This is a genomic window from Bacillus sp. Root920, from assembly GCF_001429445.1.
GTDB classification, from domain to species: Bacteria; Bacillota; Bacilli; order Bacillales; family Bacillaceae; genus Bacillus; species Bacillus safensis.
Window position 1 is genome coordinate 1,571,574 of record NZ_LMJV01000001.1, and the last position, 22,974, is coordinate 1,594,547.

Here is a 22,974-nt window from a genome sequence, read left to right on the forward strand (position 1 = left end):
AATACGGGTTTTCTAGCGAATCTTTTTTATACATCAATCTAAGGACAACCCTAAAAAATGAAAAGGAGGGTCGGACGACGATGGAACAACAAATGAAAGATTCGAATCAATTGTATTCGAACATCGATTTACATGCCGTTCTTTCTTCTAATGGCCGCTTTCTCTACATTTCTTCCAACTGTAAGCAGCTTTTGCTCTATGAACAAAAGGATTTACTAGGGTGTTTTTTGAAAGACTTTGTTCATACCGAAGATCAATTTCTCGTCGAAAGTTATTTTTACAATCAGCACATGCTAGAGGTTTGCCACTTTAGACTGCTAAGAAGTGATCTGACAGCTGTATGGATCGAAGCAAGCATTGATTTTGTTGCTTGTGATGGGTTAGACAACGAAGTAAGTAGAGAAATGATCCTGAAAATGAGGGTGCTGGATACTGAGCCCCAAAAAGCAGCATTTCAAACAACATCAAAAGTAGCAGAACAGTCGTTAGGCAGTCTGCCGGCTTTCCAAAATGTCGGTGAAGCTGAACAATTGATTGCCATGCTGCCAAACCCGTTATGTATTACGACTTTAGGGAAAATTGTGTATGCGAATGATGCGATGCTGCAATTAATGGGGGTAAGTGCAAGAGATGACATGATCGGCAAGTCCGCGTTTGATTTTATTGCTGAAGAGTACCATGACATTGTCAGAAGCCGAATAACAAGGCTGCAGCAAGGACTTCCAGTCGGAATGATTGAACAGATATGGAAGCGTCAAGATGGGAGCAGTATTCATATTGAGGTAAAGTCATCACCGACGATTTATCAAAATCAGCGGGCAGAGCTTTTACTGCTCGTGGACATCTCATCCCGTAAAAAATTTCAAACCGTTCTTCAAAAAAGCCGGGAGAGGTATCAGCTGCTCATTCAAAATTCCATTGATACGATTGCGGTCATCCATGATCACAAATGGGTGTTTATGAATGAATCTGGCATTAAATTATTTGAAGCAGAGCATTACGATAAATTAATAGGAAAGGATATCTTTCATCAAATTCATTCCTGTGATCAGCAAAAGGTCAAAAAGAGTTTATCACGTATTATTGAAAGAGCATCAGATTCTGAGATTGTCACAATGAGCTGTCATACGTTTAAACATAAGCTGATTTATACAGAAATGGTCTGTATCCCAACTACATTTTTTGGAGAAACAGCGGTTCAAATTATTTTAAGAGATATCTCCGAACGTAAGCAGACAGAAGAGCTCATGCTCCGCTCTGAAAAATTATCGATTGCAGGCCAATTGGCGGCTGGCATTGCACATGAAATCAGAAACCCATTGACCGCCATCAAAGGCTTTTTACAGCTCATTAAACCGAAAACAAAAGATCGCGATCAATACTTCGAGATTGTTTTCTCTGAGCTGAGCCGAATAGAAATTATCTTGAGTGAGCTGCTAATGCTGGCGAAACCGCAGCAAACGTCCTCAATGCAGACGCTGGATTTGAAAAAAATCATCAGCGAAGTCACAGCCTTGTTAGAAACACAAGCGAACTTAAATGGCATTTTAATGAACACAAGTGAGATAGAGGAAGGTCTCCTGATGAACGGGGATCAAAATCAGCTCAAGCAAGTGTTTATCAATTTAATCAAAAATGCCGTAGAATCCATGCCGGACGGAGGAAAGGTAGACATCACGGCCAAAGCAGAAAGTGAAGGAATACTTGTCACCATTCGTGATGAAGGGGTCGGCATTCCAGAAGCGGTAATGAAACGGATTGGAGAGCCCTTTTTAACCACAAAGGAAAAAGGAACTGGACTTGGCCTTATGGTCACATTTAATATTTTAGAAAATCATAATGGGACGATCCGTGTGGATAGTCAGCCTGAAAAGGGCACCGTATTTCACATCATGTTTCCTGCAAAATAAAAACAACGGCAAGAGAGCCGTTGTTTCAATCTAGCGAATGAATGGAACGTTTTTCAAGTACAAATTGTTCTAGCCGGTCAAGTCCTTCTTTCAGCGTTTCAAGTGAATAAGCATAAGACAGGCGCACATACCCTTCGCCGAGTGGAGAGAAAGCAGAGCCTGGGACGACCGCAAGTCTTGTACTTTCTAACAGCTCCATGCAAAAATCAAAGGAACTTATCCCAAACGATTCAATGGATGGAAAAATATAAAAAGCGCCAGAAGGTTTAATCACCGGAAGCCCCATAGAAATGAGCCGATCATATACATAATCGAGTCTTTTCTTATATTGCTCTCTCATGATCAGTGCATCATCCACACCATTTGTCACAGCTTCAAGTGCCGCCTTTTGTGAGACAGCCGAGGCACAAGACACGTTATATTGATGTACTTTTAATACATGTTTAGCAATTGGAGCTGAAGCAAATAAAAAGCCAATTCTCCATCCAGTCATGCTATGAGATTTAGACAGTCCATTGATGACAATGGTCTGTTCTTTTAAGAAAGAGGCAATTGAATGATGCGGCCGGTCAAATGTCAGCTCACTGTAAATTTCATCGGATAAAATAAAGATGTCTTTTCCTTCAAGGAGCTGGGCAATTTCTTTCAATTCTTCTTCTGAAAGCGTGACACCAGTCGGGTTTGAAGGGTAAGGAAGAACCACACACTTTGTCTTTTCCGTTAACGCATCCTCAATCAGCTTGGCATTCAATTTAAAGCCGGCATTCGTTGTGTCAATATGTACGGGCATGGCACCGCACATTCGAATGATCGGTTCATATCCGGGGTATACAGGTCCAGGTAAAATGACCTCATCGCCTTCTGTTAAAATGGTTCGAAACGCAGCATCGATTGCTTGACTTGCACCTGTCGTCACAATGATTTCTGACTCTGCATCATAATCAAGATTCACTTTCTTCTTGATATAATGCTGGATCGCTTGTCTTAGCTCTAGGAAACCAGCATTGTGAGTGTATGAGGTGTAATTCTCGTCAATGGCTGCTTTGGCAGCTGTTTTGACATGATGCGGCGTATAAAAATCGGGCTGGCCTATCGTCAATGAAACGACATCTTCATATGACGATACGAGATTTGAAAATGTTCGAATGCCTGAAATTTCAATATCCTTTACTCTTGGATTCAGCAAATGCTCCATTTCTCATCACCTTAAAAATTTATGTTTTTATCCTATTTTACCATTCACTGCATAAATGTCACCTGCGAAAGGCACTGGATATCGTTATATGTAGTCTATTCTCCTATCCATCACCGCATGAGTGATATATTAAAGAAAGAGCAACATTTATTATAGCGTAACCTCAAGAGAAAATACAGGCTGTGATGAAGATGATTAGAAAACGGCAAAACTGCGTAAACTGAAAGAACGTGAGAATCAGGGTCATGGGAATTGCTTTCATAGACATACGATCTCCTAAAGGAGGACGATAGATGGAACAATCAGCGAAGACATCGAAAATCGCGTTTCTATCCGTGCTGAGCAACACATTTGTTGTCATCTTAAAAATCATTGTGGGTCTATTAACCGGATCTGTCGCGGTTTTATCAGAAGCCATTCATTCGTTTCTCGATTTAATGGCATCGTTTATTGCATTTATTTCTGTTCGTATTTCAAGAAAGCCAGCAGATTCTAAACATCCTTATGGACATGGAAAAGTCGAAAATATTTCTGGAACGATTGAGACACTGCTGATTTTCGTTGCTGGCATTTGGATTATATACGAATGTGTTCACAAATTAATGCATCCAGAGCCAGTTAAGCTGCCTGTGCTTGGCATTGTGGTCATGCTGCTAGGCGCGCTCATCAATTTTGTTGTATCGAGGGTTGTGAACAAAGAGGCTGAGCGAGTACATTCAGTTGCCATGAAATCAAATGCACTGCATCTTTTAACGGATGTGTTTACGTCATTAGGGGTGGCATTTAGTTTATTGCTTGTGGCATTAACCGACTGGTATTTCCTAGATCCGATCATTGGAATGGTTCTGGCTCTCTTTATTATGCGTGAAGCGTTTAAACTCATGAAGGAAGCCTTCCCGCCGCTTGTTGATGCTCGGTTAACACCAGAGGAAGAACAATCAATCGAAGCGATCATTCAAGGATTTAGTCAAGAATTTATTGAATATCATGACTTTCGAACAAGGCGGTCTGGTGCCGAGGAATATATTGATTTTCATTTGATTGTAGATGGAAAGACAACGATTGAAGATGTGCACCAATTATGTGATCGAATTGAAGAGAAGATTCAGCTGGAATTTCCGCATGCACAAATCTTTATTCATGTGGAACCTGAAAGTGAAAGAAGCGCACAAACGTAAAAAAGGCGATCAACCTATTCTCAGGTTGTATCGCCTTTTTTTACGCTTCATCTATGAAATGAAATCAATATCCATAAGCAGTATCGTAGTCTTCATACCAAGAGATATAAGCTGTGTCATCATTTGACAAACCATGCTTCATATCTAAAAAATCAGCCTCGCAAATATCTTCAATTACAGTCATTTCGTTGTTCTTTAATAATACGACAGTTCCCATCATGAACACCTTTCTTTAAAAAATCCTTGACTATTGTACCATTTGAAGAATCATTGTCAACAGAAGAATGGAAACAAGACGAAAATATCACAAAATGTTAAAAAATCAGGAGGTAAAAGAACTAGAAGTGCCATGTTTTTCACAAATTTTCAGTATTTATTCACATAAATCGCTTAGATCAAACTGATCTAAAATGTATGTAAAAGTGTAAAGCTCCATTGATCTTGCTATATTCATAGGATATAATAACGAATGATTATAAGAAATTTATAGAAAACATACATAATAAAGGAGAAATAGGATGGAAACCAACATAACAGAACCACACATTCAAGAAAAGAAGCATCCTGAGCTAGCAGGTGTAGGCTATCGTTTTCTTGCACACCTTTTGGACGGTATCATTATCGGTGTACCAATTGCATTTATCATGTTTATTTTGGCGTCAGTCTTTTTTATCTCAAGCCCAGAGGCAGCAATGATGATGGATGACGACAGTTATTACTATTCTTCAACCGTCATAACGGATGAGGAGTGGGAAGCTATTATGGGACTGATCTTTTTCTATATAGGGGCAATCTTGATGGGTACCGTGGTGACATGGCTTTATTACGCCATCATGGAATCATCAAAATTGCAAGGAACACTTGGAAAGATGGCTCTCGGCATCAAAGTAACAAAAGTCACAGGCGAAAAGGTCACATTTGGCCGTGCAACTGGCCGCTTCTTTGCAAAAGGCTTTTTGTCTCCGATCTTATATATTGGCTATATCATTGCTTTCTTCACAGAAAAAAAACAAGCACTTCACGATTTGATTGCAAGTACCATTGTTGTGAAGAAATAATGAAAAAAGCACCTCTGCTATATGGTAAGAGGTGCTTTTTTTCATAGATCGCTTGTATGGAAGAGGGAAACAGCACATAAAATAGAATGATAGTGAAAAATGAGGCAGGGAAGGGAGACAATCGATTGAGAACAGGAAAAAAGACCGCACAGAAAAAAGGGGCAGGCTTTGGGCTGTTTTTGACAGCACCTGTGCTGGCCTGGGCGTTGTATGATTTTGCAAATACGATCTTTTCATCAAATATGATCACCATTTTCTTCCCATTTTACTTGCAGGAAACGATCGGAGACAGTGCGAGAATGGACCAGATCGCCAGCACCTTTATTTCTTATGCAAACGCACTAGCCAGCTTTTTTCTCGTCATTTTTACACCTTTATACGGAGTGCTGATTGATCGTACAGGGAAAAAGAAACGCTACATTACGGTGTTTACGTTCATATGTATTGCTTGTACGTTGATGATGGGGATTTTTGCTGGGATTGATTTCTCAAGTGAATGGTTTGGGCTGCCTGTTTCTTTATTAGTCGTGGTTACCTTATTTGTGATCGCAAAGTTTTTTTATCATTCTAGTCTGGTTTTCTATGACACCATTTTGCCCGATCTTGGGACAAAGGAAGAAATCCCGCTTATTTCAGGATTTGGTATCGCCGTTGGTTATTTAGGAACACTTGTCGGTCTCTCTGTTTATTTACTTGTCGGCAATGACCAGTTTCATGAAGCATTTATTCCGACAGCTCTTTTATTCCTTCTCTTTTTTCTACCCTTTCTCTTTTTTGTAAAAGATCCTCATCCGCTGCCTCAGCGAGAGAAAAAGGCGTCTTTTTTCAGCGGGTATAAAGAGATTATTCACACGTTTAAAGAGATGAAAAAGTACAAGCCAGCTTTTATCTTTATGATTGCTTTCTTTTTTATGAATGATGCTTTACAAACAGCGATTGCGATGATGGCTGTTTATGCCAAAATCATCATTGGCTTTACCGCTGGGCAATTTATTTTGCTCTATCTTGTGTCGACCATTTCAAGTATCATTGGCTCCTTTCTGTTTGGATATATCACAAAAGCGATAGGGGCAAAGCGATCGATTACAGTCGTGTATGTCATTTTAATTGTGGCGCTCATTCTGGCTGTGACAGCGGCAACCGAATGGGTCTTCTGGATAGCGGGCAGTTTATTCGGGATTTCACTTGGCGCAAGCTGGGGGGCATCACGAATCTTGATTATTGAACTGACACCGAAGGAAAAGCGAGGACAGTTTTTTGGCCTCTTTGCATTCTCAGGGAAGGTATCTTCCATTATCGGGCCGATCATTTATGGCTCAGTTACCCTGCTGTTTGCAGAGCACGGAAATCTCGCAAGCCGCCTTGCACTAGGGTCTTTGCTCATCCTTGCAGCGATAGGACTTGTGATTCATCAATTCGTTCGAGAGAAAGCGTAAAGAAACGTCAACTTTTTACCTATGCTGCCGATATAAAAAGTACAATCTTATATTGAAGAATAGAGGGATTTCCGTGGCTTTAAACAAACAAGAAATTTTACTTGACTCTGGTACCAATGAATTGGAAATTGTGAAGTTTGAAATTGGTGCAAATCAATTCGGCATTAACGTCATGAAAGTAAGAGAAATCATTCAGCCGGTTGAGGTGACGGTTGTACCGCACTCTCACCAAGATGTAGAAGGGATGATTAGTTTACGAGGCGAGATTTTACCAGTCATCAATCTATTTTCCTTTTTTAATGTCGAGTCAGATCAGTCAGAACAAGAGAAATATATTGTGACTGAATTCAACCAACGGAAATTTGTGTTCCATACAGGAACGGTATCACAAATTCACCGCGTCAGCTGGGAAGAGATTGAGAAGCCGACTGCACTCAATCAAGGGATGGACCGTCATTTAACGGGCATCATTAAGCTTGATGAAAAAATGATTTTCCTTCCAGATTACGAAAAAATCATTTATGATATTGAATCCGCTTCTGGTGTTGATACGTATCATATGTTTGACGGTGAGAAAGACGAGAGAAGAACAGGGAAGAAACTGTATGTCGTTGAAGATTCTCCGCTTCTCATGCGTTTATTAACAAATGAATTAACCGAAGCAGGCTATAAAAACATTGTGACCTTTGAAGATGGCAAACAGGCATATGATCATGTCATGGACCTTGTCAGCAAAGGAATCAGTGTCACAGAAGAAATTGATATGATTATTACGGATATTGAAATGCCTAAAATGGATGGCCACCGGCTAACAAAACTGCTGAAGGACAATCCTTTAACAAATTCCATTCCGATTCTTATTTTCTCTTCGTTAATCACTGAAGATTTGCGTCATAAAGGGGAAACGATCGGGGCAGATGATCAAATCAGTAAACCAGAAATTCATCAGCTGATTGAAAAAGTCGATCATTTTATTATCTAAACGAAAAAACCACTCGGTATGAGTGGTTTTTTTCTGTTTAAAAATAACTTTCCCCGAGACGTTTGAAGACGGGCTTTGTGTAATGTGATTTTTGTTTTGTGGCGGCAGGTTTTTCTTTTAAACCGACATACGTTTGAAGTATTTGCTTTGCTCGGTTTAATGACATATTCGCTTTCGGATTGCGATATGATTGATTTAAATTTCCTAAGTGTGGCAAAAATTCGAAGTCTTCTTTCGTTGGTGGCAGGTGAAAATAATAATCTCCAATTTCAATCAGCACGTCGGACTGTTGTTGACTATACTTGGGATTGTTAGAGAAATGTAGGCCCACTTTTCTTCCTTTACCTTCTTGCAATAGTTTTTGCAGCGCGCGTTTTTTCAAAAGATAAAGAAACTTGGGGTTTGGTGCGGTTTTAGCATGGCGGTTAACAGTATAAATGGCTTTTGCGATGTTTTCTGCTGTAGGTTCTATGTCTTTAGTATGAGCATAATCGTCCATTTTTTCTCTCCTTTGTCTTTCGTCTTCCTGTGCTTAGTATAAATTATACGTTTTTATTAGTAAATTGCAAATAGAGTTATTGTAAAAAGCGATGGGATTCTCATCGCTTGTATTTACAATTGCCATTCATAATGGGTCTAAATCACCTTCTACATTTTAGCAAACAAGCTATCTGCCATCAGTTTTCCTCTACCTGTTTTATCTGGAGAAGATCCAGCTGTTTTAATTTTTTATATGCTAAAGGTGTCGTATTTTTTATTCTTTTAAACAAATTGATAAAATAGCTTGTGCTGTTGAAGCCTACTTGGTAAGCGATTTCTGTGATAGTGAGATCCGTTTCTTGAAGCAGGATGAGGCTTTGCTGAATTCTATATTCATTTACATAATGCATAGGTGATTTCTTTAAAATGTCTTTGAAGGATCTGCAGCATTCTGAGCGGCTAAGCTGTCCTGCACGAGCAATATCTTGGAGAAGGATCTTTTCATGATAATGCTGATGAATCCAATTCAGCATGTGTTTCATCCGTTCATTTTTATCGTGTTTACGCGCATCATGTTTCATTTGGAAGCCATTTTGTAATAAGCTTTTCCAAATGGTGATGAGCTGAATATTGAGTTCAAGTTCATAATAGACTGGAGTTTCATCAATTAATTGTTGAATGGTTTGAATACATTGATAAATATGTTTAGGCCAGTGATCTTTTCGGTTGAGTAAAATATAAGGTGTCTGGCTCGCATGCATATAAGGATGGACAAAAGTGGTGAATAATTCATTCGCTGTGATGAAGTAGGGAGAGACATTTAAACAAACATAAGTACATGCCGTCCCATTCGCATCTTTTGCCATGTGCAGGCAGCCACTATTGATGAAAATGCCATCTCCTTGCTTTACATATAATGTCTCTTCATTGATATGAAATTCAGCCTCACCCTCTAAAGTAAAGACAAATTGAAACTCGTCATGCCAGTGAAGAGGAATATAGCCGCTTCTATGATGACGAATTTTCGTATGATAAAGAGCAATAGGCCATGTTGTCGTGGAATGCTCCGTTAATTCTTTCAGGTTGTAGTCAATCAGAAAATGATGGTTGTGCATAATTCTCCTCAATATTCTTTTATTTTTATGTTCAATTAATATATCAATATGTAACAAAGTGAACTACTATCAACTATATTATCATGATTTGTTAAGAATTGAGGAGAATGAAAATGAATAGGAGAAAGGGCATTTTACTTGTACTCATAGGCGCCATCTGCTGGGGTGTAGGAGGAACGATTTCACAAAAATTGTTTCAGCAATATGGGATTGATGTCAATTGGCTTGTGACGGTCCGGCTGCTCATCTCAGGGGGATTGCTTTTATTTGTTCATGTGATGACAAAAGAAAAAACACATCTGATGGGTGTGTGGCAAAAGAAGAGGACAGCGATGCAAATCCTTCTATTTGGACTAATGGGGATGCTGGCTGTTCAATATACTTATATGGCATCCATTCAACATGGAAATGCTGCTGTGGCAACGCTGCTTCAGTATACAGCCCCTGTTATGATTATCGTGTATTTGGTCATTCGCAGGCAATCAACCTTCACTAGAAGAGATCTAGTCACAGTGGTATTGGCTTTAGCAGGCATGTTTTTCTTATTGACGAATGGTTCTATTTCAACATTAACCGTTCCATTTGCGGCAGTGATGTGGGGAATATTATCGGCTGTGGCGCTCTCGTTTTATACGTTATATCCAATCAGCCTGTTAAAACAATTCGATTCTCTAGTGGTTGTCGGCTGGGCGATGCTGATAGGAGGAGGCGTCCTTAGCTTGATCCATCCTCCTTGGAAGGTTAATCTCACTCATTTACCTTTTGAAGCGTATGTCTATTTATTATTTGTGGTCATATTTGGAACGATGATCGCTTTTTGGTTTTACATAGAAAGTTTGCAATACTTATCACCAAAAGAGTCGAGCTTAATTGGAAGTGTTGAGCCCCTTGCAGCAGTCGTTACGACTGTTTTCTGGTTAAAAGAGCCATTCGGACTTTTCCAATGGATAGGGACAGCTTGTATTGTCTATATGATTTTATTCTTGGCATTGTATCAGCCGAAAAAATGAGAGGGATGGGTGTTGAACAATAGAAGGAATGATAAGAAGAATTGACTGAATGAAATATAAATAAAGTGAACTATTAGTTCATGATAACTACCTATTTATTAAAATGGGTAGTTTCTCAAATGATATTTTTTTATATGATGTAAGCAGATGAATTATTTTGTATGAATAGAATAAGCGCAATAAAAACAACCATTAAAGTCCGTTTCATTCGTCATTTGTTTGGCTTCGCCCATGGCGCTTTCCCCATTCATATGCATGCCAATCAATGTACGGCTTGCAGCATCACCTAAAAATGCACAATCTTCTGTATGTACAACAAACTGTCCTTGTTCATTCTTTGTATGAATAAAATAGTAACTTTTTAGCATTTCTTTCACCTCCAACCTGACTATCCTACTATAAAACGTTTAATGATGTAAAGGAATTTTATTGTGAAAAACAAGAAAAAATGGATCAACAAAACAAAACGAGAAGTGCTAAATGGATGGAGGGGGGTAGTAAAGCGAGGTATATGTGATTTATTTATGCATGCTCCAAACAGATTCTATGGGCAGAGGAAATGACATGAAGGACGTTTCAGCCATGCAAAAAGGACTTTCCTGAAAAGAAAGTCCTTTTTGCTATTTACTTATTGAACTCCCTGACCCTTTAGTTCACGCTGCACGTCTAAGTCGGCAGCTTCTCTGCTGAACTTTGGCAGTGTAATGAAGTAAAAAAGGAAGACGAGTAAAATAATAAAGCCCATTCCGTAATAAATATAAGAAACATTTGTGATGAGTTTTGGAAATAATACAGCTATCAGACCTAATGTCATCGATTGAGCAAACATAGTAAGCGGATCAACCCATCCTGACACACGGCCCATCAGGCGAGGGTGGACGATTCTAGGCAGCCAGCCGCCAATGACAATGTTGACTGGGCCAATGCATGTACCAATGACAAATGATGTGACATAAAACAACCATAATGTATGGGTAGAACCAAGGACAAAAATCAAAATACCTGCGACCAGAATTGGTATCGACATGAGATATTGCATCTTTACCTTTTTAGCGAGGACAGAGCCCATTAAGCTTCCAACGAGCAATCCTGCACCAATCGCAATTGTAAAGAAGGAGGTATGCAGCTCAAAATGGTCCGGTGAAAGTCCATATTTCATTGTAAACATCGGAAGAACGGCAAATGCGCCATTGACTAGACCGAAAACAAAAAAGCCAAAAATTAAAGAAGCCAATAATTTGTTTTTTAAAATATACAGAATGCCTTCTTTAAAATCTTTCAGAGACGTTTTGATGGTCATGCCTCTCCAGCCAGCTTGTCCATTTGGCTGACGCGCTTCAATTGGAATGTTACATGAACGAATCAGGATGCCTGAAATAATAAAGCTGACTAAATCAATTGTAATGGCACCGTGAAGTCCAATCGTTTTATACATGATGGCACCAATTCCAACGCCAAATACCATAAATAAACTAAACAGCATTTGATTTAAGCCAGCCGCTTTTGCATATTGATCTTTATTTAAAATGGCCTGAACGAGAGAAGCTTCAGCTGGATAGAAGAACTTCGTAATGGCACTTCGAATGAACAAGATCAAGAAAATAAGTGGCAGTGAATTAAAATAAATAACGATGAATAATACAATCGTCAGCCCAGCTCGTATCCAATCACAATTCTCTGCGACTTTTTTACGATCAAACCGGTCTGCGACCACACCGACCATAAAAAAGACAAAGACGGTAGGAAGAGAATACATAAGCTCAGCCAATGTGGCGTATGCGGGCTGATGACTAAAATGGTCGAGCAAATAAAAGGCAAACGCCATATTGCCTACTGTTGTCCCCATTTGCGAAGCAAGTGCTGCAAAAAAGAGACGAACAAAATTTCTGTTTTTAAAAATATCCATAAATACGCTCCTTAACCTGAAGATCCCACTTTATATCATATAAAATTTTAAGCATTCGTACAATTGATTTCTTCTACTGGCTAATGGTCACAGGTGTTCCGTTTGGAACGAGTGAAGCAAGCTCGATGACATTCTGATTATACATGCGAATGCATCCTCTAGAAACAGCTTTACCAATTGAAGACGGGTTATTCGTACCGTGAATGCCGTAATGAATTTTTGAGAGGCTCAGCCAATAAGCGCCAAAGGGACCTCCTGGGTTTGGCTGTCTGTTGACAATATAATAAGAACCTGTCGGTGTCATATTTAAAATTTTCCCTGTTGCAATCGGATACGAACGAATAAGCTGTGATCCAGAAAACAAAACGAGACGTTTCGTTGAAATCGAAACAAAAATGCGGTAAGGGATCGTATTAGGATCCGGCAAACCAGGAATGATAATGACCTCATTTTGTTCGGGCTCGCGAGCTTGAAGTGACGGATTTGCAGCTTTTAAGGCATCTGTTGTAGTTCGAAAATCAAGTGCTATAGAAGCAAGGGTTTCTCCACTTTTCACCGTGTATCGAAGCACCAAAGCACACTCCTTTTACTCAAATAAAAGAAGCCATGATGCCGTCACTTGACATACTATATGGACGGAATCAGGCCCAGTAAGGTTTCTCCTAACATTTGTCATGAAAAAGAACTTTGATTATACATATGCAGGAGAGGGCGGTTTGGCTTCTATTTATACGCGAGATGTCAAGGTAAAAAAGGTTAACTCGGGTTTGGCTAAAAACCGAAGCGGCAGCCGCGTTGTTCCAAGTCCACGGTTGACATAGATGCGGTGCTGATCGCTTCCGTATAAACCTTCTATATATGTACGGCCGTAAGGTGCTGTGAGAATCGGTCCATAGAAAGGCAGCTGCACTTGACCGCCATGCGTATGCCCGGAAAGCTGCAAGTTAATAGGTGTTGTTTTCAGCTCTAATGCGGCATCAGGCTCATGAACGAGCAGTAACGTAAATAAATCAGATGATACTTCCCGTTTGATCAAATCGTAATCAGGCACGCTCATCATGAGATCATCCAGTGAAGCAATCTGAATATGCGCATGATCTTTTTCTAATAGAAACACATCATTTTTACATAATGTAAATCCACAAGCCTCCATTGTATTCTCATAAAGCTCCACGCCAAATGGTCCGTAGTCATGATTTCCGTAGATGGCAAGCTTACCGAACGGAGCATGAAGCTTATTCAAATAAGCCTTCGCTTTTTCATGCTCTTCAGAGGATGCTTGAAAATCAACGAGATCACCTGTGAACACAATGAGATCTGGAGATGCAGCATTGATTTTCTGGACGATGGCTTCTAGATTCTTCGCAGCGAATGTATCACTCAAATGAACGTCACTAAATTGGGCTATTTTAAACTGGTCAAATGAAGCTGGAAGCTGAGCATCTTGAATGGTCAGTGACACGGTATCGATCATGCGCGGCTCAATGTACCTGGCATATCCATATCCACAACTTGTAGCCAAAAAACCGAGAATACTCGCACCAGCTGCTCCTTTTAAAAATTGTCTGCGGGAAAGCTGCTTCATATAAGACTCCTTTATAAATAAAATTAAGTATAGCATCATATTTGGATAATCTCCCATATGGTGCACCGAGGGTCAATCATGATATGATAGACAATAATGAATGAATAGTCATTCAAATGACACAGAGGGGGAGAACAAATGACGAAACAAACAGTGATTGTCACAGGGGGATCAAGCGGTATGGGGAAGGCGATGGCTGATCATTTGGCAGCTGAAGGCTGGAATGTCGTGATTACTGGTAGAACGGAAGAGACGCTGGAAAAGACGGCAAAAGAAATGAAGCAGAAGGGCGGATCTGTCGCTTATTTCCAAATGGATGTACGAAACCCAGAGGATGCTGACCAAATGGTCAAGTTTGCAGTGGATACATTTGGTGATGTCGATGCCCTCATTAACAACGCAGCAGGAAATTTTTTAGTGCCAGCAGAAAAACTGTCTCCTAACGGCTGGAAGGCTGTCATTGATATTGTGTTAAATGGTACATTTTTTTGCAGCCATGCAGTGGGGAATTACTGGATTCGTCAAAAGAAAAGGGGAAGTATGATTAACATGGTGGCCACCTATGCATGGGGTGCTGGTGTAGGCGTGGCGCATTCGGCGGCAGCAAAGGCCGGTGTGTTGTCTCTCACTCGAACGCTTGCTGTGGAATGGGGGAAGCAATATCGAATTCGCGTCAATGCGATCGCACCAGGTCCTATTGAGAGAACAGGCGGTGCAGATAAACTATGGGAATCTGAAGAGGCAGCGCAAAGAACATTAGATAGTGTTCCTCTTGGCAGACTGGGCACACCTGAGGAAATTGCAGCGCTTGCGAGCTTTTTATTGTCTGAGCATGCGTCTTATATAAATGGAGATTGTATCACGATGGATGGGGGACAATGGCTCAACCAATCACCATTTTGATTGACGATGTAAGACCTGCTTTTGATGTGGTATAATCACACAAAGAGAGAAGCAGGTGATGAAAATGGTCGATCCATTGGATATTTTAACGAATATTGAAGATGTTTTCCCGCACTACCAAGCAATATTCAGTGCGGAAGAGCAAAAAGTGATAGGCTATGAGATTCTAGGAAGAATGAAGCTTGAGTCAGAAACGGTCAGCCTAGGCTCCTTCTTTACGGATTCATCTATTCCTGACGAATATAAATTGGAAGTAGATCACAAAGTATTGACTCAAGCACTTGATCTCTTCACAACAGCAGATGACGATTTGCTCATTTTTATTAATCATGATGCCAATATCCTCATGCTGGATCATGGAGAAAGCTTTTTAGAACTTTTAAAGGAATATGAAGCAAGGGGCATTCAGCTTAACCGATTTGTTATTGAGTTTGCAGAGCATACGTTTAGCGGCGACATTGAACAGCTATACCATACGTTAACGTATTATCGTACATATGGGATTAAAATCGCCGTCTCAAATATAGGAAAAGAAAGCAGTAATCTGGACCGGATTGCCTTGCTTTCACCTGATTTATTAAAAATAGATTTACAGGCATTAAAGGCATCGGCTCCATCTCCTTCCTATGAATATGTTTTGTACAGCATTTCATTGCTTGCAAGAAAAATAGGAGCAGCCTTAATTTATGAGGATATTGAAGCGAATTTCCAGCTGCAGTATGCTTGGAGAAATGGCGGGAGATATTTTCAAGGGTTCTATCTTCATGAGCCTGCAGGAGAATTAATCGACCGAAGCCACCGAAAAGATCAGCTTAGAGAAGAATTTCAGCAATTTATTGCCCATGAGAAAAAGAAGCTGCAAGCGGTCTACGAACATTCTGAAACATTTTATAAACGAATTCATCAAGCTGTTACGACTTTAAAGAAAGCGTGCAGCACAAATGATGAGCTCATTCAAAAACTGGCACTTGAACTAACAGATTGCAGCTTCCGGATTTATATGTGTAATGAAGAAGGCTTTCAAATCACTGGAAATGTGTTCAAAAAAGAAGAAGAATGGCTGTTTCAGCCGGAGTATATCGAAAAAAACTGGAGCTGGCGTCCTTATTTCCTAGCAAATATTCTTCAAATGAGAATTAGCGGAAAAGGATTTTTCAGCGATATTTACAGTGATTTAGAAACCGGTGAGAGGATACGTACGTTTTCTTATCCTTTAGAGGGAGATATGTATTTGTTTATAGACCTTCCGTATGCTTATTTATATGAGCAAGATGGATTAATTTGAAGACGCGGCGTGAAGACAAACCCTCTCATTCGTTGAGTCCTGCGTGGCAGTGCTCACGAATGTAAAATTCGCTCCGGTACTCGTCCTTTCTAGACTTCAAAGGTTTTCTATCACGCTGAAATATAAACAAAAGGAATTTTAGCCTTTTGTCATCAATCTGAGCAGCCTTGCAGGCTGCTTTTTTTGATAGAAAAAAGAAATAAAAAATGGTTGACAATGAAACTGATAATCATTATCATTTAGTTATAGAGAGAAGCTACTCTCTGTTCCCCAACCCCTCTATCAGATCAAGATCCAAAAAACTTGGCGCTACCCCCGCCAAGTTTTTTTTTGTGCTTCAATCTTTCCCTTCATGCATAGGACAGCCCAAACCTTCCATACATCTTAAGTGATGATAGTTAGACGGTAGGAGGGAAACATCATGATCAAACGTGACATGCGGCTGCTCATTGATTTGCCAAGGCCAGATCACCCAGATGCAAATGGTGCCGCTGCTGTGCAAGAATTACTCGGCGGAAAATTCGGTGAAATGTCCACATTAAATAATTACATGTTTCAATCCTTTAACTTTAGAGGAAAACGAAAACTTAAACCGTTTTATGACCTCGTATCCAGTATTACGGCTGAAGAATTTGGTCATGTTGAGCTTGTAACCACAGCCATCAATCTCATGATTACAGGAACCACCCATGGCGGGGACCCAGATACGACGCCGATGAAGGCAGCTGTCGATAAACGAAATACACAGCATTTTATTCAAACAGCCCAAACAGGCTATCCGTTTGATTCAATGGCAAAACCTTGGACCGGAGAGAATGTGTTCTCAAGTGGCAACCTCATTCTTGACCTTCTCCATAATTTCTTTCTTGAATGCGGAGCACGTACGCACAAAATGCGCGTATATGAAATGACAGACCACCCTACAGCAAGAGAGATGATCGGTTATTTACTTGTGAGGGGCGGCGTGCATATTGTGGCATACGCTAAGGCACTTGAAGTCGCTACAGGAGTAGATTTAGGGAAGATGCTGCCAATCCCAAATCTCGACAACAAATACTTTGATTCAGCGAGGAAATTTGAAGACCAGAATGTTCATACAAAGCTGTACACATTTAGTGATACGGATTACAAGGATATCAATAAAATTTGGAAAGGCAGCCACCCGATTGATGGAAAGCCGCTGACAGTCATTGAGGGAACCCCGCAAGGTGCACCTGTGCCAGATTATAGAGAATTGCCAGAAGAGTTTGCTCCGGGGATTTCTAAAGAAGATTTTGATGAAATTGCGAAACGGCTGATGAGATCTGCTGGTTTATAAAATCATGGTGCATGAGATGAGAAAAAAGACTCAAACTAAAAAAACAGATTCTTTTTCTTTTTTTGAATTCAAGAGGAAAAATATCATCTGAGAACACTTTATGGTATGATGCTTTGTAGGACTTGTGTATAATCAATACGGGTTCATCTTGAGTTGTTTTTTTGAAAGGAGTCTTTTTTTAGAATGTCACAATTAATGGGTATCATTACAAGGCTGCAAAGTCTTCAAGAGACAGCAGAAGCTGCAAACGAGCCGGCACAGCGTTATTTCGAAGTGAACGGTGAGAAAATCTGTAGTGTTAAGTATTTCGAAAAGAATCAAACGTTTGAATTGACTGTTTTTCAACAAGGGGATAAGCCAAATACTTTCCCATTTGACAACATTGATATGATTTCGATTGAGATTTTTGAGCTTCTACAATCCTAAGCTGAATCGTATGAAATGTTTTTTCTGAGGATTCCTTCGTTTATTGCGGCAGCATACATGGATCATCATAGATGATATGTACAAATGGAAGATGATCAATCAGCGCATTTTTCGGATAAGAGACCATTAAAAAGGAGTTCCTTTCTGTGAGTGATTCTTTTTTCTACAATCTTTCTGAAGATCATTTAGCGTTTTCTGATGTCGTCATGAGAATGAAAGACTTTATTCGAAAAGACCCTAGATCCGCCTATGTGTTATCAATTGGTACGGACTCTCAGGTTAATCAAAATGTCACAACATTTATGACTGCAATTCATCTCCACCGGATTGGCAAAGGAGCTTGGGGCTGTCTCACACAACAAGTGATCGAGAGACCCGTGCAAAGCCTTAGAGAAAAAATTTCATTAGAGACAGCGTTTAGCCAAAAGGTATGTGCAGACATCCTTGAGGGGCCTTTAACAGAACTGATGGATTTGCTTCTTCCGTTTGCTGAGGAAGGGGCAGACCTTCGTTTTGAAGCCCATCTGGATATTGGCAAAAAAGGAAGTACAAAAGAGCTGATTCAGGAAATGACCGGAATGATCACAGCTATGGGAATTGAAGCGAAAATAAAACCCGACTCATATGCAGCATTTTGCTATGCCAATCGATACACAAAATAAATTCCGTCATTTTTCTCCAAACCTTGTCGAAACGTGCGGTTGACGATTCGATTCTAGTTCCTTATTCTAGCTGTATAGAGAGGAAGCAGACATTCAAAAGCCTGCTAATCAATATAAAAGCATATATGAAACAGGGGGCCTGATGTTGAATGAGCGTCATCGAAAATCGTTTTAATGAAGAAGAGAAAAAGCTATTATTAAACGTATTGCTGAATCAGGAATATGCTGTCGAATTACTAAGCAGTGAGATCAATGATATAGAATGTGGAACAAAAAATGTCGACGACAATACGTATAAGCAATTGATCACATTGTATGACAGAGTAAGGTTTGAGAATTAATATTGATTTAACATTCTATTAGATACTCGGGGGCTGAGTATCTTTTTTATGCAGAAAAAATCTTTCGACAAATTTCGTTTTAGTTTATGCTTAATGGTAAAGGGGAATGTATGATTGATGATTGAGAGAAAAGGGGTCGAAGAAACATGATAGAGATAGAACCGACTCAATTGCTTGAGTCAACAGTAGCCGAGCATATGATTGATGCAGATAAGGTGGCACATGTTCAAATTGGAAATAATCTTGAGCATGCCCTATTGGTTCTAACAAAAACAGGATATACAGCCATACCGGTATTAGACGCTTCTTATCATTTACACGGGTTAATCGGAACGAATATGATTATGGATAAAATCTTCGGTTTAGAACGTATCGAATTCGAGAAGCTCGACCAGTTGAAGGTTGAAGAGGTCATGCTGACGGATATTCCGAGACTTAAAACAACAGATCCTGTACTAAAAGGCGTTCACGCTGTGACGAATAATGGATTTGTTTGTGTAGAAAATGAGGAGCAGGTCTTTGAAGGCATTTTTACTCGACGAGTTGTATTAAAGCGCTTAAATGAGGTCATTCATTCCGCAAAAAAATGAGCTGCAGCCCAGCTTATTTTTTTTGCCTTCATAAGTTAAAATTTATATAATGAGCATATAAAATAAGAAAAACTTATAGAGAGAAAGGGGACACCCATGCAGCTTCAGGAGTTACATATGCTTGTTGTGCTAAGTGAAGAATTGAATATGAGAAAGGCTTCAGAGCGGCTCTTTGTCTCTCAGCCTGCATTATCTCAAAGATTGCAGACGATCGAAAAGGAATGGGGAACCAAAATCTTTTTTCGTTCACAAAAGGGACTGACTGTGACCTCGGCAGGCGAACAGATTATTCAATTTGCAAAAGAGGTGACGGTTGAACAGGATCGAGTGAGAGAGCGAATTGATGAACTTGAGGGTGATATTCACGGTACACTCAAGCTTGCGGTGGCGTCGATTATTGGACAGCACTGGCTGCCAAAGGTGTTAAAACGGTATGTTGAAAAATATCCAAATGCCAAAGTATCACTCGTTACTGGCTGGAGCAGTGAAATGCTCAAAAGCTTATATGAAGACCACGTGCACATAGGAATCATTCGCGGAAACCCTGATTGGAAGGGGACAAAGGAATACTTGATGACAGATCATTTATATTTAGTCGATTCCGTGATCAAGGACGTAGATGAATTAATCAAGACAGAGCGGCCATTTATCCAATTTAAAAGCGACAGCACGTATTATCAGGAAATCCAGCACTGGTGGCACCAAAAGTTTAAAGTGTCTCCAAAGCAGACGATTTTAGTAGACCAAATTGAAACATGTAAACAAATGGCCTACCACGGCATCGGCTACGCCATTTTGCCTTCTGTTACCTTATATGACCACGAAAAAAGTGTTTATAAAACACCGCTTGTTGATGTGAACGGAGAGCAAATCGGTCGTGACACATGGCTGCTAGGCTATGAAGCGTCTTTTCAGTTAAAACAGGTACAAGCTTTTGTTGGTGTGGTTAAAGAAATGCTTGAGAATGATGCCGTGTAAGTACCTTATTGGAAGAAAGAAGGTGCTTTTTTTAAGTCCTTCGACTTCATACACTATTTGAGGAGCAATTTCACCAAATGAGAAACAAACAGTTGATCAAAATCAACAAACCGAAATGGGGACATGATTTACGCGCGAGATGGCGTGAACGTTTTGCTCGTCATCTGTCAATCAAGGAACAAAAAGAGGCGGCAATAGATGACTTTCTATGGCATTTATGCAGCTCAGGAATGGTTACATGCCTTGAAAAAGATGAAGCGATAGACACATTTCTTAAACAACAAAAGTACAAATGTACTGTTTTTTATCAATTTGTGAACGAGGCGTATCTGTTCGAAAATGCCAGCTCACTTTCAATTAATGATTTACCATATCAATCTGATGATATGGATTATAACGATATGTATGTGATGGATTGGAATGAAAAATGGACATTTGTGATGACGCATGAAAAGGACTATGGTCCATATTTTATTCAAATAGATGAAACGAGCGAATGATCAGACCATGATCCTTTCGACATAAAAAACCCGCCTTCCAGTTGGAATGAGCGGGTTTTTTATTTAATTATGCTGATCTTGATCAATGTCTTTCCATAAAACATTTGACAATGAAAATCATTATCATTTAAAGTGTACATATAATAATTGAAAATGATTATCATTTAGATGAGGTGACCGATAGATGAAAGCACTAATTGCATTTGCGAGTATGTCTGGAAATACGGAAGATATGGCAGCGATCTTAAAGCAAACACTTGAAGGAAAAGGGATCGATACAGAGATGATGGAGTTTGATGATACGAATGCTGAAGACCTTTCCTCATACGATTACGTATTCATTGGTTCTTATACATGGGGTGATGGAGATTTGCCATATGAAGCAGAGGATTTTTATGAAGAGGTCTCTACGCTGGAACTTCGTCACATCAAAGCAGCTGTCTTTGGATCGGGTGATTACAGCTATCCGAAGTTTTGCGAGGCTGTCCATACATTCCATGACATGCTGAAATCAACGGGTGCATCTGTTTTTCCTGAAACATTAAAAATGGAGCTTGCACCGGATACAGATGAAGATGTGGCGTGCTGTCAGGAATTTGCTGCGAGCTTTTTAACGTGGGCTGCTTTATCTGAGAAACGAGTTGAAAATCATGTTTCATAAAGGAGCAACAGCCGTTGCAGCATCTAAAAGTGGTGGATACTTTGTTGCTGTAAAACGTGAAGGTATTTTTCACTATAGTGTGGAGAGCGGATGGCAGCAGCTGTTTAAGCTCAAGCATAAAATCCATGCGATCAGCTATATTGGCCCTTATTTATTCGGTGTTGGTGAAAATGGCACAGTAATTAGATCAGGAGATGAAGGCAACACATGGGCGTTATCTTCATTCCCAACAAATGCAGTCGTTTGGTCTATTACAGGACGCAAAGATGGGTTTGTGTGTGCGCATGGAAAACATAGTATCTATGTGTCAAATGATTTCGGAATTTCCTGGGAAATTATGAAGCCATTTGCTCATGTGAATCATCCGCCGGTCATTCGTTCTTTATGTGCTGCAGGTGACCATCTTTATATTGGAACACAGATTCATGAGGTTCACGGAGGAATATGGGTGTATGACTTGCAAAGAGAACATATTTTTCTTCTAAACAGAGAGGAGCACCGCATGACAGCTTCTATGCTGCTCTGTCATGAACATCTTCTTGTTTGTGCGTTAGGTTCAAAAAAAGGCAAAAAAGGATCTGTTCAAATTTTAGATTTACATACAAATATTCTGCATGATATTCAATCACAGGCCTTTGCTAGAGAAGAATCATTTTTGGATGTGTCAGAGGATAATGGCATTGTGTATGTGACCACCTCACAAGACGAACACGGATTTTCTAAAGTGTATCAGCTTGATATTGAGCAAAAAGAGCTCAAATGGTTTGATACGATCAAAGGACATGGTTTTCGTGTAGCCAATCAAAACGAAAACTTTTTCTGTGCGGGTTTATATGAAAGTAAGTTTGTCAGGCCATATGAGGAGCCTGCATTGATTCATTGATAAGGAGGAAGAAAAAGTGACAGAAAAAGTTTTATTGGTATATGCCACGATGTCTGGAAATACAGAAGCGATGGCAGATTTAATTGAAAAAGGTATAACGGAAGCAGGAGCCAGCGTAGACCGGCATGAAGCGATGGATATTGATGCCGAGCTGCTCAATGATTACTCGCACATTATGTTAGGTGCGTATACATGGGGAGATGGCGATCTTCCGGATGATTTTATTGATTTATATGAAGAAATGGAAGAGCTTGATTTAACGGGAAAAGCATTTGCAGTATTTGGTTCTGGCGATACATCTTACGAACATTTTTGCGGAGCTGTTGACCTAATCGAAGAAAAAGTGAAGGAGCTTGGCGGTGACATTGTCCTGCCCTCAGTTAAGATTGAGCTGAATCCAGAAGGGGAGGAAGAAGACGAATTAATATCTTTTGGCAGACAATTTGTTCAGCTTCACCAGCAAGAAGCGGGATAATCGGTCCCGCTTGTTTTATTTTCCATTGCGGAGATGACTCTTTCACTTGTCATTAAAACACTCCTTTGGTACAGTAATGAAGTATAAATTAAGAGGA

The 22,974-nt window shown here is 39.9% G+C and carries 26 protein-coding genes; 18 read left to right on the forward strand and 8 right to left on the reverse strand.

The window, feature by feature from the left end; genetic code table 11:
- Window positions 1-80 precede the first annotated feature (80 nt).
- Window positions 81-1,910: a PAS domain-containing sensor histidine kinase gene (locus ASE42_RS07635; protein ID WP_056766314.1), complete on the forward strand. Its 1,830-nt coding sequence runs from the start codon at window positions 81-83 to the stop codon at window positions 1,908-1,910.
- A 25-nt stretch (window positions 1,911-1,935) separates the two neighbouring features.
- On the opposite strand, the gene ASE42_RS07640 is transcribed toward ASE42_RS07635, so the two are convergent.
- Window positions 1,936-3,105 (reverse strand): aminotransferase A, encoded by a 1,170-nt coding sequence (locus tag ASE42_RS07640; RefSeq protein ID WP_056766316.1) that lies wholly within the window; start codon window positions 3,103-3,105, stop codon window positions 1,936-1,938.
- 293 nt (window positions 3,106-3,398) lie between these two features.
- On the opposite strand from ASE42_RS07640, the gene ASE42_RS07645 reads away from it, so the two are divergent.
- Window positions 3,399-4,283, forward strand: coding sequence for a cation diffusion facilitator family transporter (locus ASE42_RS07645; RefSeq protein WP_024424706.1), 885 nt, complete (start codon window positions 3,399-3,401; stop codon window positions 4,281-4,283).
- 64 nt (window positions 4,284-4,347) lie between these two features.
- On the opposite strand, the gene ASE42_RS19090 is transcribed toward ASE42_RS07645, so the two are convergent.
- Window positions 4,348-4,500, reverse strand: a complete 153-nt coding sequence (locus ASE42_RS19090; protein WP_162842519.1) for a hypothetical protein — start codon at window positions 4,498-4,500, stop codon at window positions 4,348-4,350.
- Between the two features lie 301 nt (window positions 4,501-4,801).
- Here ASE42_RS19090 and ASE42_RS07650 point away from each other — a divergent pair, with 301 nt between their 5' ends.
- The 3 genes from ASE42_RS07650 (at window position 4,802) to ASE42_RS07660 (ending at window position 7,759) form a co-directional block, all read left to right on the forward strand.
- Entirely contained in the window at window positions 4,802-5,341 is a 540-nt protein-coding gene (locus ASE42_RS07650) for an RDD family protein (protein ID WP_024424707.1), read from the forward strand.
- Window positions 5,342-5,466: 125 nt separating this feature from the next.
- On the forward strand, window positions 5,467-6,777 hold the full coding sequence (locus ASE42_RS07655; RefSeq protein ID WP_024424708.1) for an MFS transporter: 1,311 nt from the start codon (window positions 5,467-5,469) through the stop codon (window positions 6,775-6,777).
- A gap of 73 nt (window positions 6,778-6,850) precedes the next feature.
- A complete protein-coding gene (locus ASE42_RS07660) occupies window positions 6,851-7,759 on the forward strand; it encodes a chemotaxis protein (protein ID WP_024424709.1) in 909 nt (302 codons plus the stop codon).
- Between the two features lie 37 nt (window positions 7,760-7,796).
- Here the strand turns inward: ASE42_RS07660 and ASE42_RS07665 are convergent, their stop codons facing one another.
- Together ASE42_RS07665 and ASE42_RS07670 are read right to left on the reverse strand one after the other, a co-directional pair.
- Entirely contained in the window at window positions 7,797-8,258 is a 462-nt protein-coding gene (locus ASE42_RS07665; protein ID WP_008356877.1) for a YkyB family protein, read from the reverse strand.
- Window positions 8,259-8,436: 178 nt separating this feature from the next.
- Window positions 8,437-9,354 carry a helix-turn-helix domain-containing protein gene (locus tag ASE42_RS07670; protein WP_025092346.1) on the reverse strand — a complete coding sequence of 306 codons (918 nt, stop codon included), beginning with the start codon at window positions 9,352-9,354 and terminating at the stop codon, window positions 8,437-8,439.
- A gap of 113 nt (window positions 9,355-9,467) precedes the next feature.
- Between ASE42_RS07670 and ASE42_RS07675 the strand changes: the two genes are divergently transcribed.
- The gene (locus ASE42_RS07675; protein WP_056766318.1) at window positions 9,468-10,364 is read left to right on the forward strand and encodes a DMT family transporter; all 897 of its coding nucleotides are present in this window, start codon (window positions 9,468-9,470) and stop codon (window positions 10,362-10,364) included.
- A 152-nt stretch (window positions 10,365-10,516) separates the two neighbouring features.
- Here ASE42_RS07675 and ASE42_RS07680 read toward each other — a convergent pair whose 3' ends face one another.
- The 4 genes from ASE42_RS07680 to ASE42_RS07695 form a co-directional block, all read right to left on the reverse strand.
- Window positions 10,517-10,732: a hypothetical protein gene (locus ASE42_RS07680; RefSeq protein ID WP_024424712.1), complete on the reverse strand. Its 216-nt coding sequence runs from the start codon at window positions 10,730-10,732 to the stop codon at window positions 10,517-10,519.
- 260 nt (window positions 10,733-10,992) lie between these two features.
- Window positions 10,993-12,270 carry an MFS transporter gene (locus tag ASE42_RS07685; protein ID WP_034281582.1) on the reverse strand — a complete coding sequence of 426 codons (1,278 nt, stop codon included), beginning with the start codon at window positions 12,268-12,270 and terminating at the stop codon, window positions 10,993-10,995.
- A gap of 73 nt (window positions 12,271-12,343) precedes the next feature.
- Window positions 12,344-12,841, reverse strand: coding sequence for a L,D-transpeptidase family protein (locus tag ASE42_RS07690; protein WP_034623332.1), 498 nt, complete (start codon window positions 12,839-12,841; stop codon window positions 12,344-12,346).
- 156 nt (window positions 12,842-12,997) lie between these two features.
- A complete protein-coding gene (locus tag ASE42_RS07695; protein WP_056766321.1) occupies window positions 12,998-13,855 on the reverse strand; it encodes a metallophosphoesterase in 858 nt (285 codons plus the stop codon).
- Window positions 13,856-13,993: 138 nt separating this feature from the next.
- On the opposite strand from ASE42_RS07695, the gene fadH reads away from it, so the two are divergent.
- The 12 genes from fadH (at window position 13,994) to ASE42_RS07755 (ending at window position 22,877) form a co-directional block, all read left to right on the forward strand.
- Complete coding sequence (gene fadH / locus ASE42_RS07700; RefSeq protein ID WP_056766324.1) at window positions 13,994-14,758, forward strand: 2,4-dienoyl-CoA reductase; 765 nt, start codon at window positions 13,994-13,996, stop codon at window positions 14,756-14,758.
- 64 nt (window positions 14,759-14,822) lie between these two features.
- Entirely contained in the window at window positions 14,823-16,043 is a 1,221-nt protein-coding gene (locus ASE42_RS07705) for an EAL-associated domain-containing protein (RefSeq protein WP_056766868.1), read from the forward strand.
- Between the two features lie 421 nt (window positions 16,044-16,464).
- On the forward strand, window positions 16,465-17,361 hold the full coding sequence (locus ASE42_RS07710; protein ID WP_034281589.1) for a manganese catalase family protein: 897 nt from the start codon (window positions 16,465-16,467) through the stop codon (window positions 17,359-17,361).
- 183 nt (window positions 17,362-17,544) lie between these two features.
- The gene (locus ASE42_RS07715; protein ID WP_003212254.1) at window positions 17,545-17,787 is read left to right on the forward strand and encodes a YkuJ family protein; all 243 of its coding nucleotides are present in this window, start codon (window positions 17,545-17,547) and stop codon (window positions 17,785-17,787) included.
- A gap of 146 nt (window positions 17,788-17,933) precedes the next feature.
- Window positions 17,934-18,449: a ribonuclease H-like YkuK family protein gene (locus tag ASE42_RS07720; protein ID WP_024426864.1), complete on the forward strand. Its 516-nt coding sequence runs from the start codon at window positions 17,934-17,936 to the stop codon at window positions 18,447-18,449.
- Between the two features lie 149 nt (window positions 18,450-18,598).
- Window positions 18,599-18,790 (forward strand): antirepressor AbbA, encoded by a 192-nt coding sequence (abbA, locus tag ASE42_RS07725; RefSeq protein WP_003210802.1) that lies wholly within the window; start codon window positions 18,599-18,601, stop codon window positions 18,788-18,790.
- Window positions 18,791-18,936: 146 nt separating this feature from the next.
- The gene (cbpB, locus tag ASE42_RS07730) at window positions 18,937-19,380 is read left to right on the forward strand and encodes a cyclic-di-AMP-binding protein CbpB (protein WP_034281593.1); all 444 of its coding nucleotides are present in this window, start codon (window positions 18,937-18,939) and stop codon (window positions 19,378-19,380) included.
- Between the two features lie 96 nt (window positions 19,381-19,476).
- A complete protein-coding gene (locus tag ASE42_RS07735; RefSeq protein ID WP_024424721.1) occupies window positions 19,477-20,358 on the forward strand; it encodes a LysR family transcriptional regulator in 882 nt (293 codons plus the stop codon).
- 77 nt (window positions 20,359-20,435) lie between these two features.
- A complete protein-coding gene (locus tag ASE42_RS07740; protein ID WP_056766326.1) occupies window positions 20,436-20,858 on the forward strand; it encodes a DUF4275 family protein in 423 nt (140 codons plus the stop codon).
- A gap of 184 nt (window positions 20,859-21,042) precedes the next feature.
- Window positions 21,043-21,519, forward strand: a complete 477-nt coding sequence (locus ASE42_RS07745; protein WP_041108802.1) for a flavodoxin — start codon at window positions 21,043-21,045, stop codon at window positions 21,517-21,519.
- The gene (locus ASE42_RS07750) at window positions 21,509-22,402 is read left to right on the forward strand and encodes a hypothetical protein (protein ID WP_024426867.1); all 894 of its coding nucleotides are present in this window, start codon (window positions 21,509-21,511) and stop codon (window positions 22,400-22,402) included. Before ASE42_RS07745 ends, ASE42_RS07750 begins: the two co-directional genes overlap by 11 nt.
- Window positions 22,403-22,418: 16 nt before the next feature.
- A complete protein-coding gene (locus tag ASE42_RS07755; RefSeq protein ID WP_024424724.1) occupies window positions 22,419-22,877 on the forward strand; it encodes a flavodoxin in 459 nt (152 codons plus the stop codon).
- Window positions 22,878-22,974: the final 97 nt, after the last annotated feature.

Bases quoted from the DNA above. Each gene is read 5' to 3' on its own strand.
- ASE42_RS07710 (WP_034281589.1), top strand. From the start codon at position 16,465: ATGATCAAACGTGACATGCGGCTGCTCATTGATTTGCCAAGGCCAGAT.
- ASE42_RS07740 (WP_056766326.1), top strand. From the start codon at position 20,436: ATGAGAAACAAACAGTTGATCAAAATCAACAAACCGAAATGGGGACAT.
- ASE42_RS07640 (WP_056766316.1), bottom strand. From the start codon at position 3,105: ATGGAGCATTTGCTGAATCCAAGAGTAAAGGATATTGAAATTTCAGGC.
- ASE42_RS07675 (WP_056766318.1), top strand. From the start codon at position 9,468: ATGAATAGGAGAAAGGGCATTTTACTTGTACTCATAGGCGCCATCTGC.
- ASE42_RS07685 (WP_034281582.1), bottom strand. From the start codon at position 12,270: ATGGATATTTTTAAAAACAGAAATTTTGTTCGTCTCTTTTTTGCAGCA.
- fadH (WP_056766324.1), top strand. From the start codon at position 13,994: ATGACGAAACAAACAGTGATTGTCACAGGGGGATCAAGCGGTATGGGG.
- ASE42_RS07645 (WP_024424706.1), top strand. From the start codon at position 3,399: ATGGAACAATCAGCGAAGACATCGAAAATCGCGTTTCTATCCGTGCTG.
- abbA (WP_003210802.1), top strand. From the start codon at position 18,599: ATGAGCGTCATCGAAAATCGTTTTAATGAAGAAGAGAAAAAGCTATTA.
- ASE42_RS07680 (WP_024424712.1), bottom strand. From the start codon at position 10,732: ATGCTAAAAAGTTACTATTTTATTCATACAAAGAATGAACAAGGACAG.
- ASE42_RS19090 (WP_162842519.1), bottom strand. From the start codon at position 4,500: ATGGGAACTGTCGTATTATTAAAGAACAACGAAATGACTGTAATTGAA.
- ASE42_RS07715 (WP_003212254.1), top strand. From the start codon at position 17,545: ATGTCACAATTAATGGGTATCATTACAAGGCTGCAAAGTCTTCAAGAG.
- ASE42_RS07750 (WP_024426867.1), top strand. From the start codon at position 21,509: ATGTTTCATAAAGGAGCAACAGCCGTTGCAGCATCTAAAAGTGGTGGA.
- ASE42_RS07705 (WP_056766868.1), top strand. From the start codon at position 14,823: ATGGTCGATCCATTGGATATTTTAACGAATATTGAAGATGTTTTCCCG.
- ASE42_RS07735 (WP_024424721.1), top strand. From the start codon at position 19,477: ATGCAGCTTCAGGAGTTACATATGCTTGTTGTGCTAAGTGAAGAATTG.
- ASE42_RS07695 (WP_056766321.1), bottom strand. From the start codon at position 13,855: ATGAAGCAGCTTTCCCGCAGACAATTTTTAAAAGGAGCAGCTGGTGCG.
- ASE42_RS07745 (WP_041108802.1), top strand. From the start codon at position 21,043: ATGAAAGCACTAATTGCATTTGCGAGTATGTCTGGAAATACGGAAGAT.
- ASE42_RS07635 (WP_056766314.1), top strand. From the start codon at position 81: ATGGAACAACAAATGAAAGATTCGAATCAATTGTATTCGAACATCGAT.
- ASE42_RS07665 (WP_008356877.1), bottom strand. From the start codon at position 8,258: ATGGACGATTATGCTCATACTAAAGACATAGAACCTACAGCAGAAAAC.
- cbpB (WP_034281593.1), top strand. From the start codon at position 18,937: ATGATAGAGATAGAACCGACTCAATTGCTTGAGTCAACAGTAGCCGAG.
- ASE42_RS07670 (WP_025092346.1), bottom strand. From the start codon at position 9,354: ATGCACAACCATCATTTTCTGATTGACTACAACCTGAAAGAATTAACG.
- ASE42_RS07650 (WP_024424707.1), top strand. From the start codon at position 4,802: ATGGAAACCAACATAACAGAACCACACATTCAAGAAAAGAAGCATCCT.